The organism is Phocoenobacter uteri, assembly GCF_900454895.1.
GTDB classification, from domain to species: Bacteria; Pseudomonadota; Gammaproteobacteria; order Enterobacterales; family Pasteurellaceae; genus Phocoenobacter; species Phocoenobacter uteri.
In genome coordinates this window covers 388,308-399,857 of the sequence record NZ_UGTA01000001.1, presented here as the reverse complement: position 1 = coordinate 399,857, position 11,550 = coordinate 388,308, and the positions used below count along the sequence as shown (strand labels likewise).

9 protein-coding genes and 2 CRISPR repeat arrays are annotated in these 11,550 nt (G+C 33.6%); of the genes, 1 reads left to right on the top strand and 8 read right to left on the bottom strand.

Annotation, left to right across the window (positions count from 1 at the left end; genetic code table 11):
* Positions 1–72 precede the first annotated feature (72 nt).
* A complete protein-coding gene (gene uvrC, locus DYE60_RS01800; protein ID WP_115314932.1) occupies positions 73–1,914 on the top strand; it encodes an excinuclease ABC subunit UvrC in 1,842 nt (613 codons plus the stop codon).
* Between the two features lie 66 nt (positions 1,915–1,980).
* Here uvrC and ispA read toward each other — a convergent pair whose 3' ends face one another.
* The 8 genes from ispA to csx16 all read right to left on the bottom strand — a co-directional run bounded on the left by ispA (position 1,981) and on the right by csx16 (position 11,540).
* Positions 1,981–2,874: a (2E,6E)-farnesyl diphosphate synthase gene (gene ispA / locus DYE60_RS01795; protein WP_115314931.1), complete on the bottom strand. Its 894-nt coding sequence runs from the start codon at positions 2,872–2,874 to the stop codon at positions 1,981–1,983.
* 12 nt (positions 2,875–2,886) lie between these two features.
* Positions 2,887–3,111 carry an exodeoxyribonuclease VII small subunit gene (gene xseB, locus DYE60_RS01790; protein WP_115314929.1) on the bottom strand — a complete coding sequence of 75 codons (225 nt, stop codon included), beginning with the start codon at positions 3,109–3,111 and terminating at the stop codon, positions 2,887–2,889.
* 138 nt (positions 3,112–3,249) lie between these two features.
* Positions 3,250–4,062: a CRISPR direct-repeat array (repeat unit 36 nt; unit sequence GTCTCAATCCCTTTAAAACAGGGCGTGTATTTCTAC).
* Between the two features lie 164 nt (positions 4,063–4,226).
* Complete coding sequence (cas2, locus tag DYE60_RS01785; protein ID WP_115314928.1) at positions 4,227–4,517, bottom strand: CRISPR-associated endonuclease Cas2; 291 nt, start codon at positions 4,515–4,517, stop codon at positions 4,227–4,229.
* Positions 4,518–4,531: 14 nt separating this feature from the next.
* Positions 4,532–5,587, bottom strand: a complete 1,056-nt coding sequence (gene cas1 / locus DYE60_RS01780) for a CRISPR-associated endonuclease Cas1 (RefSeq protein ID WP_115314927.1) — start codon at positions 5,585–5,587, stop codon at positions 4,532–4,534.
* A gap of 9 nt (positions 5,588–5,596) precedes the next feature.
* A complete protein-coding gene (gene cas2, locus DYE60_RS01775; protein WP_115314926.1) occupies positions 5,597–5,881 on the bottom strand; it encodes a CRISPR-associated endonuclease Cas2 in 285 nt (94 codons plus the stop codon).
* A 1,908-nt stretch (positions 5,882–7,789) separates the two neighbouring features.
* Positions 7,790–8,605: direct repeats of the CRISPR family, unit length 36 nt; unit sequence GTCTTAATCCCTTTGAAACAGGGCGTGTATTTCTAC.
* A gap of 206 nt (positions 8,606–8,811) precedes the next feature.
* The gene (gene csm6, locus DYE60_RS01770) at positions 8,812–10,014 is read right to left on the bottom strand and encodes a CRISPR-associated ring nuclease Csm6 (RefSeq protein WP_115314925.1); all 1,203 of its coding nucleotides are present in this window, start codon (positions 10,012–10,014) and stop codon (positions 8,812–8,814) included.
* A gap of 12 nt (positions 10,015–10,026) precedes the next feature.
* Entirely contained in the window at positions 10,027–11,250 is a 1,224-nt protein-coding gene (gene csx2, locus DYE60_RS01765) for a TIGR02221 family CRISPR-associated protein (RefSeq protein WP_115314923.1), read from the bottom strand.
* Positions 11,247–11,540, bottom strand: a complete 294-nt coding sequence (gene csx16 / locus DYE60_RS01760) for a CRISPR-associated protein Csx16 (RefSeq protein WP_115314921.1) — start codon at positions 11,538–11,540, stop codon at positions 11,247–11,249. Before csx16 ends, csx2 begins: the two co-directional genes overlap by 4 nt.
* Positions 11,541–11,550: the final 10 nt, after the last annotated feature.

The following is an 11,550-nucleotide window of genomic DNA, read 5'->3' as shown; positions in this document are numbered from 1 at the left end:
TTATATCTCGTCCACTAAAAAAATTTGCTATAATTTTGCAAAATCTTAAAAAAATATGACCGCTTACTTTTGATGACAACATTTGATTACCACACTTTTTTAAAGAATACCCCAAATTTATCTGGCGTTTATCGTATGTATGACGATAAACAAGTAATTATTTATGTGGGCAAAGCCAAAGATCTCAAAAAGCGTCTCGCAAGTTATTTTAGGGCGAATGTAAACAGTCGCAAAACCCAAGCACTGGTTTCAAATATTGCCCATATTGATATTACGATCACCCACTCTGAAACTGAGGCATTACTGCTCGAACATAACTACATCAAACAACATAAACCACGCTACAACGTGCTATTACGTGATGATAAAACCTATCCCTATATTTTATTGACCGATCATCAACACCCTCGCTTGTCCGCATTTCGTGGCTCAAAAAAAATTAAAGGCGAATATTTTGGCCCTTATCCAAATGTAACGGCAGTGCGAGAGACCTTAAATTTATTACAAAAATTATTTCCGATCCGCCAATGTCAGGATAGCTACTATAAAAACCGTTCACGTCCGTGTTTACAATATCAAATCAAACGCTGCCTTGCCCCTTGTGTTAAAGAGGTTTGCTCCGATGAGGAATATAACCAACAGGTGCAATTTGTCCGTTTATTCCTACAAGGAAAAGACCAGCAAGTTATCACTCACTTGGTGCAAAAAATGGAACAAGCCGCTGAAAATCTAGATTTTGAAGAAGCCGCTCGCTATCGTGATCAAATTCAGCTAGTGCGAGCTGTAATTGAAAAACAATTTGTGGCAAATGAACGCTTAGACGATCTTGATATTATTTCTATCGCTTATCAACACGGTATTGCCTGTGTACATATTTTATTTGTGCGACACGGCAAAATTTTAGGTAATCGTAGCTATTTTCCCAAAGTACCGAATAACACGGATTTGACGGAGCTTTGCGATACTTTTATTGGGCAATTTTATTTACAAATGCACCAACATCGAACTATCCCAAATCAAATTATTATTGATCACAAACTCACAGAAACGGATTCCCTTTCTCAGATTTTAACTGAGCAAGCAGGACGCAAAGTGACCATTATCGACAGTAAAGTGCGTGGTGATAAAGATCATTATTTACGCTTAGCCAAAACCAACGCTCAAACGGCATTAACCGTAAAATTACAGCAAAACAGTAATATTCAAGCACGTTACAAAGCCCTACAAGATGTCTTAAAAATGCCGACTATTAAACGAATGGAATGTTTTGATATCAGTCACACAATGGGTAACCAAACCATTGCATCGTGCGTGGTGTTTGACCAAAACGGTATTTTAAAATCTGACTATCGCCGTTTTAATATTGAAGGCATTACAGGGGGCGATGACTACGCCGCAATGGAAAAAGCCTTATTGAAACGCTATAACAAAACACTTCCAGAAGACAAAATTCCTGATATTATTTTTATTGATGGAGGCAAAGGACAACTCAATCGAGCGATTGAAACCTTTGATAAAATGAATGTATCTTGGGATAAACAGCACCCGCTCTTAATTGGTGTATCCAAAGGTGTAGAACGAAAAGCTGGGCTTGAAACCTTGATTATCAGTAAATGGGGCAACAAAGAAATTCACTTACCACCAGAAAGTTTGGCTTTACATTTGATCCAACATATTCGCGATGAATCCCATAATCACGCCATCACAGGACACCGTAAAAAACGCCAAAAAGCCTTTACAGAAAGTGGCTTAGAATCCATTAACGGCGTAGGGGCAAAACGTCGCCAAGCCTTGTTAAAATATCTCGGCGGAATGCAAGGTGTGAAATCTGCTACCCTTGATGAAATTGCCAGCATACCAAATATCTCCAAAGCCCTTGCGGAAAAGATTTTTGATGTGTTGAAAAATAGCTAAGCGGTGATATTTTTTCTAAAATTTACCAAAATAAAAATTTGCAAATTTTAATAAAAATCCGACCGCTTAACTGTCTCGATTTACGATAAAATCGGCTAACGCTTTTAATGGTGTGCTATCAAAAGGTAATTCATTCAGTGAATCTAAGGCGTGCTGATAAAGTAACTGTGCTTTTTGTTTTGCCCCTTCCAAACCTAATAATTTTGGATAAGTGCTTTTATTGAGCGATTCATCAGCTCCCACTGTTTTACCGATTTTGTTCACATCGCCCACAATATCCAAAATATCATCCTGAACTTGAAAGGCTAGACCAATCGCTTTAGCGTAATTGATAAGAGATTGTTTGATTTGTTGATTATCTGAATATGCCGATAAATTAAAGCCCATCAGCACCGCCGCCTCAATCAACGCCCCTGTTTTGTTACTATGAATATGCTCTAAGGTGTCCAATGATACGGCTTGATTTTCTGCCTCTAAATCTAAACTTTGCCCTAAACACATTCCCTTCGCCCCAGAGGCAAACGCAAGAGTTTGAATTTGAGCCACTTTTTGTTGAGGGGTTAAAAAAGGATCTTGCACCAACAATTCAAAAGCAAAAGTTTGCAATGCGTCGCCAGCTAAAATCGCTGTCGCCTCATCAAAAGCGATATGGCAAGTAGGATTACCACGACGCAGACTATCATTATCCATTGCGGGCAAATCATCGTGTACCAAAGAATAGGCGTGAATAGACTCAATCGCTGCGGCACTGTGATCCAAATTTTCCAAAGGCACGCCAAGCAACTGCCCTGTTGAATAAACCAAGAAAGGACGCACACGCTTACCGCCAAGCAACACCGCATAATTCATTGCGTCAAAAAGAGGTGAATTGGCATTTTTATAGCCTTGTAACTGCTCAGTTAAAAAGCCATTCACACGTTGTTGTTTTTCAACTAAATCGAGAGATAAAGAATATTGCATTGAAAATCCGTTTTATTGATAATCTGATAGTTCGGCGTGTTCATCTTTTTGAAGTAAAATTTGAATACGTTGCTCCGCTTTTTGCAAATGGTCTTGCCCTTTTTTAACTAGCTTTACGGCAGTTTCAAATTCATTTAATGCTTCTTCTAACGGTAAATCTCCGCTTTCTAAATTTGTGACAATCTCTTCAAGTTGCTTCAACGTTGTTTCAAAATCTTGCTGTGGTTTTCTCGCCATTCTAATGCCCTTACTCACATTTGGTTTAATTCATATTGATAGAGCTAATTGTAACCTAGATTTTTATTGTTGGCATTAAAAAATGGTTTGCGATGAATAATTACAGTAAAGATAGATTATGTCCTATCTTTACGATAAATTTTAGTCCCTTTAAAACAGGGCGTGTATTTCTACTTGGTTGAGTTAAGAAAAAAGCGATTAGGCGATATGTCTCAATCCCTTTAAAACAGGGCGTGTATTTCTACAGAAAATCAGAATGAATACAACCTTAATTTAAAGTCTCAATCCCTTTAAAACAGGGCGTGTATTTCTACTATTTAGAGCTTAAAGGTTGGGTAAATGAACTTAGTCTCAATCCCTTTAAAACAGGGCGTGTATTTCTACTTCAATGAATACAACGCTATTGAAGCGTTAGGTTTGTCTCAATCCCTTTAAAACAGGGCGTGTATTTCTACGAAGTACCTGGTTATAAGTATAACAAAAAATATAAAGTCTCAATCCCTTTAAAACAGGGCGTGTATTTCTACTTCTTCTGTTTGGTGTAGTTAGTTGCATAAATGGGTCTCAATCCCTTTAAAACAGGGCGTGTATTTCTACGTGGTGATGACAAAAGAACTTTTAACCAAAATTATGTCTCAATCCCTTTAAAACAGGGCGTGTATTTCTACCGATTAAGAAAAGGCTTGGGGCGTTTGGTTTATAACGTCTCAATCCCTTTAAAACAGGGCGTGTATTTCTACGAATTACCTATCAGAAACCAAGACGATCATAAAAGTCTCAATCCCTTTAAAACAGGGCGTGTATTTCTACAGTTTTATTGCCATATCCCCAACAATTTGGGCAGGTCTCAATCCCTTTAAAACAGGGCGTGTATTTCTACTAAAATGAAAATGTTTAAAACTTCAACATTCACTTGTCTCAATCCCTTTAAAACAGGGCGTGTATTTCTACTGTGGGGGTACCTCAAAGCCTTGTGCAGCAAGAGTTTCAAAATAGCGTTTCCAACTTTTTGAATACATCGCAGACTTAACCATTAACTTGTTCAATAAACAAACAAAACTTCTCATTTATAGTTCCCCTTCCGACAGTAGAAAGCGGTCATATTTTACCTAAAATTAACCAATAAATCCACTCGGTAAGCCCGTCCAAATAATTCCCTCAGGAAATGTTGGTTTACCAATTTGCCATTGCAATCCTCGCATTGGTAAAGGGTAAATACGTAGATCATCTTCTTTTTCGTGAAGAATTATTAAAATATCGTTAATACACTTTTGTAAGTGGGTATCCGATCCTTCAAAAATAAAAACACTGTATTGTATTGGGGTCGCATATTTTAACATTTTCCGATAAATTCGCTGTAAACGTTTTTCATTGGAAATATCATAACCAATTAAATATTTTTTCATTTTGTCTCATAACATTAAAAATAAAACTCAATATCTTGGATCATTATTTTTTGATTAAAATAATAGTGGTCTAATAAGGTTTGCCATTCTATTTCTGTAATTTGTTTATGTGAGTGAATATAGTCCATTTCTTTATATTTTGGCATGTTGAATAAATTGATAATATCTCGACAGTTTTCTGTTAGTATTTTTCGCCAATTTGCCACTTGTTGTTCATAAGCTTTATAAAAGTTAATTCTCCCAGTTTTCCCTAACATACAGCCTGATGATGTTGTTGAAAAATATTCTTCTCTTAATTCTTTTGTACGAAATAATCCTATTATCCAATTATCAATCAAAGGACGTATCGGCTCTATTAAATCACAAGCCAGAGACTCTCTCCCAAAATCTAGAACATGATAAAAACCAATATAAGGATCTAATCCTGCTCCATAAGTTGTTAATACGGCTTCACTGTGTAATAGGGTATAGCTTAGTGATAAAACCGCATTAAAAGGATCTTTAGGAGGACGACGATTTCTACCCTTAAAACGTAATGAACTCGGCAAATATAAACTTAGCGCAGAAAAATAAACAGCAGCCGCTCGACCTTCTAGCCCTCTTAAAGAGGCTAAATTTTTCTGTTGCTCAATCCTATGAATCAAATCATCTAATTCTTTTACTTTGGGTTCTAATTGAGATTTTTTATCTTGTCTAGCATTAGATGCTTGCCATAACCAATCTTTCTGTACTGACAATTTAAGCAGAATGAGTTTTTTTGCAAAAGCAAGACAGAAATTTTCATTATGTGAAAGTTCATACTGTGCTAAACGACGATAAGCATCATTATGAGGTTGAGGTAAAAATAAGGTTGGCGTATTTTTTCGACCTGATAAGCTAATAATTCCAATACCATTTTTTCCTAATGTTGCAAGTAATGATGCTTGTAAGGTCACATCGCCTTTCAAATAAATGCGTTCTATTGGTGCTAGTGGAACAGTACCGATTCTTTCACCATTTTCATAGAAAATTAAAACCTCTCCATTTAATTTTAATTCTGTACCTTTTCGATCAATATATAAACTAGACATAAATCCTCTCTATATAATTAAAAAAGGGGAAATAGGCTGCAATTTTGCTTTTCCAAATAACTGAGGCTCTGTATTAGGTGGAATTTGAAAAATAAAAATGCGATCTTCACCTAATTCTAGCAAGTCTATCAATTCTTTTTTAAATTGGTTTAATTCATTTTTTGTTAACCAACATTCATAAAATGATTTTTGCCCGCCAATAGCGTAAGCCTCGACTTTTTTATGTACTTTATATAATCGCTTAGGATCGCAAACATCATAGGCGATAAGATAGCGTAATCTTGATACTTGCATAATCACTCATACTCAATTAATTATTAACATCTTTCTACTTCTCTTTTAAAATTTCATCCAACATTTTTTCTCCTTAATCTTTATCTTTCTTAAAAATAATTACAACTTCTATTGCCTTACTCACTAGCTCAAACATACCTTTCTCCTTACTCCTCATCCAATTCTTCAAGAACCTTTTTTACTACTTCTGTCGCCACAATTACTAAAATTTGTTCAAACATCTTTAACCCCTTTAATTTCTAATCTCTTTTTTCTTTCACTTTTTCAAGCACTTCTTCAATAATCACTTTTAAAATTTCATCTAACATCTTTTCTCCTTAATCTTTATCTTTCTTAAAAATAATTACAACTTCTATTGCCTTACTCACTAGCTCAAACATACCTTTCTCCTTACTCCTCATCCAATTCTTCAAGAACCTTTTTTACTACTTCTGTCGCCACAATTACTAAAATTTGTTCAAACATCTTTAACCCCTTTAATTTCTAATCTCTTTTTTCTTTCACTTTTTCAAGCACTTCTTCAATAATCACTTTTAAAATTTCATCTAACATCTTTTCTCCTTAATCTTTATCTTTCTTAAAAATAATTACAACTTCTATTGCCTTACTCACTAGCTCAAACATACCTTTCTCCTTATTCCTCATCCAATTCTTCAAGTACTTTTTTTACTACTTCTGTCGCCACAATTACTAAAATTTGTTCAAACATCTTTAACCCCTTTAATTTCTAATCTCTTTTTTCTTTCACTTTTTCAAGCACTTCTTCAATAATCACTTTTAAAATTTCATCTAACATCTTTTCTCCTTAATCTTTATCTTTCTTAAAAATAATTACAACTTCTATTGCCTTACTCACTAGCTCAAACATACCTTTCTCCTTACTCCTCATCCAATTCTTCAAGTACTTTTTTTACTACTTCTGTCGCCACAATTACTAAAATTTGTTCAAACATCTTTAACCCCTTTAATTTCTAATCTCTTTTTTCTTTCACTTTTTCAAGCACTTCTTCAATAATCACTTTTAAAATTTCATCTAACATCTTTTCTCCTTAATCTTTATCTTTCTTAAAAATAATTACAACTTCTATTGCCTTACTCACTAGCTCAAACATACCTTTCTCCTTACTCCTCATCCAATTCTTCAAGAACCTTTTTTACTACTTCTGTCGCCACAATTACTAAAATTTGTTCAAACATCTTTAACCCCTTTAATTTCTAATCTCTTTTTTCTTTCACTTTTTCAAGCACTTCTTCAATAATCACTTTTAAAATTTCATCTAACATCTTTTCTCCTTAATCTTTATCTTTCTTAAAAATAATTACAACTTCTATTGCCTTACTCACTAGCTCAAACATACCTTTCTCCTTATTCCTCATCCAATTCTTCAAGTACTTTTTTTACTACTTCTGTTGCCACAATTACTAAAATTTTTTCAAACATACATCTATCCCTATTTATTTTGTTCTAAGATAATACTGAAAATCATTGAGTTAGATCGGTTTTCACAAATTTGTATTCTCTTCCGAATAAGCCACTTTAATTAAAGTAACAATTGCTAAAATACCAATACTAATCACCAAATCTTTACCTTCTAATTTATTTAAAATGTCTATGTTCATTGTTTACTCCTATCTGTTGATGTAATAAGTATATCGTTATACAAAGCAGTCAGATTTTTTTGCAAATTTGTAAGAATTAACAAACTGGAAAATACTCAATTTTTCTTCGTTGTTTTGATATAAAAAAGTATAAAGAAAATTAGATTTAGTGGAGTAAATTACAAATTTGTATTATTGAGGGAATAAAATTGGATAAGAGGTTATTCAATCATGATAAATAAAAAGAAAAATTATATTTCTAGATTATAAACATACCAAAATAGCTGTATTCTATCCTTTTAATCCCTCTTAGTAATCCCTTTGAAACAGGGCGTGTATTTCTACCCAACCAAAAAACAAAGGTTTGAGAAATGTATCCTTGTCTTAATCCCTTTGAAACAGGGCGTGTATTTCTACTCAACATGAACTAAACCAGGCTCAAAAAGATTCGTCTTAATCCCTTTGAAACAGGGCGTGTATTTCTACAAAAGCACTTAAATTAGCAACAGAGCTTGATGATGTGTCTTAATCCCTTTGAAACAGGGCGTGTATTTCTACATCACATCATCGCAAATGCGGTCCGAACAAATTAAGTCTTAATCCCTTTGAAACAGGGCGTGTATTTCTACCTTAGTGTGATGAAAGATAAACCGTTAGATGAAATGGTCTTAATCCCTTTGAAACAGGGCGTGTATTTCTACTGATAATGAAGGTTACTTAACCAGTGACCAAAAAATGTCTTAATCCCTTTGAAACAGGGCGTGTATTTCTACTTAAATAATAAAAGACATTTTATCAGGAACCCAAGTCTTAATCCCTTTGAAACAGGGCGTGTATTTCTACGAAAACGTAGGTCGTATCCTAAAAGAATCTGGAATTGTCTTAATCCCTTTGAAACAGGGCGTGTATTTCTACATTGAAAGTGAACGGCGTGCAGCCATTGTACGCGTCTTAATCCCTTTGAAACAGGGCGTGTATTTCTACAGGAGATAAAGTTGCAATAACAGAAAATCGTCATGGTCTTAATCCCTTTGAAACAGGGCGTGTATTTCTACGAAATCTATTTGCGTAGATTCCTACTTGGTTATCGTCTTAATCCCTTTGAAACAGGGCGTGTATTTCTACTGCGGGGGCACCTCAAAGCCTTGTGCCGCAAGGGTTTCAAAACAGAGTTTCCAACTTTTTGAATACATCGCAGACTTAACCATTTGTTTGTTCAATAAATAAACAAAGATTCTCATTTTAAATTTATTATCCCTGCAATAGAAAGCGGTCATATTTTACCTATTTTTAGCAAAAATTCCTAGGCTAAAAATAGGTAATATAACGTGTTATAAGGAAATCCCTATCTCTGATAATCGATGTTTGATTTGTGAAATATCTATATTTTCTAAATCAATAAACAAATCCCAAACCCCCATTGAAGATGAAGGTAAATAAGGGCTTTTTGCATTTTTTGACATAGAGAATGTATTTATTAATTTTCTCCGAATATCCTCTCGTGATTCAGATAAAACTTTAATCAAATCATTAGGTGGTGGCTCAGAATTCTTATCCTTAGGTTTAGGAATAAGACGTGCTTCCATTGCATCATCATTTTTTATATAACTATAAATTTTTAAATAGATTTCTATAACTTTTTTTTCTGAGCGAAAATCAGTTGCGTATTTAAAACCTTGTATTTTAGAGATTACCAAACTAAGTAATAAAGTATATCCCCGTGGTGCAAGTTTAATTTCTTTATCGCCAAATTTTACTAATCTGTTATCTAGTCCATCTTTTCCATTAATAAAAGTTAAACTTGGGTCTTTTAATAACGCTTGTGCCTTGGCAACTGATTCACTATAAGTGATTTTATTTTCTTTAAGATCATTAGGTACGCCCAAACCTAAACGCACCCAAGGAATTTCAGCTAACATTACTTTAGCATTTTTTGCGTCAATTTCTCGACCATTACGATCATTGATTTTATAGCTCATTGGTGTTGGGTAGTAAAAATCAGGGACATTTTCAAAGATTTCATCAACTAAAACGTGTGATAAGCTATCCTGTTCACGTCCATATAAAGAAAGAGCATAGCCAAGAAAAAATCCCATTGTTTTGCGTCCGCCTGCAATAGAAACGTGCAATGCAGTTTCTTCATTTTGGCATAAATTCCCCACAAGGCTAACAATTTGATCAGAGGCAAGGGTATTTTCGTCCTCACTGCGAATATCCCCCAATTTTTGACCACTTTGATCTTCAATCACTATAATGGAATCTTCGTCAAAATGGAGATGATCAAAATTATATTGCTCGCCATAATCTTTGATAAATTTACTCAATGCACCTTCTTTTTCTTTACGTCCGCCAACAATTCCTAAAAGAGATTCAAGTAATTTATTTTTTCCTTGCTGAGTCGTAATCACTTTAATTTCTGTTGGAATAAAATTTTTCTCTGTCACTAAGGCATAAAGAGTTTCTGTTACCACTGCTGGCGACATACCTGTTACGCTGAGTAAGATTCGGTTTTTATAATTTTCAAATTTATTCATTCTTCTGCCCTTTTATGGTAATGGTTTATTCAGTAAACTATCTATTGTAGATAGTAGCTCTCTTCTTAATTTATCCTCATTCTCCATCAAATCAATAATAAATTGAGGCGTATCCTCATCTTTCCCATGAGCAATAAAATTTCTCATTCTTCTTAAAAGATGATATTTAATTCTAATTTTTTTATAACATTCTTCGTCTTGATTAAGATAGTTCATCAAATTTTCTTTTCTATCATTAAATTGAAATTGAGAAACCTTCAGGTGTTCACATAATCGTAATTCTATCGCTTCAAATCCAAACAATGCTGCATTGATATAACGATTATTTTTTAACGCAGTTTTAGCAAGTTTTCCTTTTTGTTGCCATAAGCCTTTTTCATCAACCCAATTTAATTCTTTTCGTAAACGAGGTAAGAAAAGATTAAAGACAGGTGGAAGCGTTTCTTTTTTATCATTAATAATTTTTAAAAAAGTTCTAATTGCAAAAATTTCTTTTTCTGTACTATGTGTTTGATTGTAAAAAGACGCTTTTTTAATATTATTAATAATTTCTTTATGAGTACTATCATTTGGTAATGTTTTTTCTAGTACATCAGTAAACGCATTCATATCGCGATACACCTCATAAATATTAAATGCTTTTTTCCATTCGTTAATCAGCAATAATCCATTTAGATCCATAACAGGAGTTGTGTTATCTTGCGTTAAATCTAATGCTCCGTAGTAAATGCCTTCAATTTTCACATTCTTTATAAGCGGTAATAATTGAGCAACTTGTTGCACTAACAACGGCAAATGACGTAATCCGTGTGTTACATCTAGTGTCACTTTATCTCTTTCATCGCACAAATCTAAAACCTGTTGAATAAAATCTAATTGCTCTGCTTCTGTTTTAGCATAAGAGATAAGTTTACATTGATATTTATTGTCATTATAAGTATTAATTTTACCAATAAGATCATCTAACATAGATTGAGATACTTTATCTTGTTGAGCAAACTCTGTTAATTGTAAAATTTCACTTTCAAAATTATCACGACCATCTAATTGTAAGAAAAAATTATCCCACATACTTCCAGATGTTCCGAGTACAATGATGTTATCCGCATTGATTTTTTTATTAAGAGCTAATCCAAAATAGCTAGATGTTATACAATCATCATCAAATTGATAATTTGCATTTCTATAATCTCCTTTAACTGCTTTTCCTAACACTGTTAATAATTTATGGCTCATACAATCTCCTTTATCATAAATTGTTGTAACTTACATTCTTGCTTTACAAGTTCATTTTTATTTAATTCTCGTCCACGTTGTTCTTTGGTAACATTAACCGATAAAAAATAAAACTTCGCACCTTTTTTACACACTTGTGCAGCAAGGTGAATCGGTAATGTACCAATTACTGTATCACCTTGTTTAACCATATCCATATCTAGATGATCAACAAACTGATCAACATCAATTTGTTGAGATTTAATCCAATCTATTGCACCTTGATGACGAGAAATAAAATAGGTTTTCATTCTTATATTT

Excerpts from the sequence above, each read along its gene's own strand:
- xseB (WP_115314929.1), bottom strand. The coding sequence starts at position 3,111 with ATGGCGAGAAAACCACAGCAAGATTTTGAAACAACGTTGAAGCAACTT.
- csm6 (WP_115314925.1), bottom strand. The coding sequence starts at position 10,014 with ATGAATAAATTTGAAAATTATAAAAACCGAATCTTACTCAGCGTAACA.
- cas2 (WP_115314928.1), bottom strand. The coding sequence starts at position 4,517 with ATGAAAAAATATTTAATTGGTTATGATATTTCCAATGAAAAACGTTTA.
- csx16 (WP_115314921.1), bottom strand. The coding sequence starts at position 11,540 with ATGAAAACCTATTTTATTTCTCGTCATCAAGGTGCAATAGATTGGATT.
- csx2 (WP_115314923.1), bottom strand. The coding sequence starts at position 11,250 with ATGAGCCATAAATTATTAACAGTGTTAGGAAAAGCAGTTAAAGGAGAT.
- cas2 (WP_115314926.1), bottom strand. The coding sequence starts at position 5,881 with ATGCAAGTATCAAGATTACGCTATCTTATCGCCTATGATGTTTGCGAT.
- cas1 (WP_115314927.1), bottom strand. The coding sequence starts at position 5,587 with ATGTCTAGTTTATATATTGATCGAAAAGGTACAGAATTAAAATTAAAT.
- uvrC (WP_115314932.1), top strand. The coding sequence starts at position 73 with ATGACAACATTTGATTACCACACTTTTTTAAAGAATACCCCAAATTTA.
- ispA (WP_115314931.1), bottom strand. The coding sequence starts at position 2,874 with ATGCAATATTCTTTATCTCTCGATTTAGTTGAAAAACAACAACGTGTG.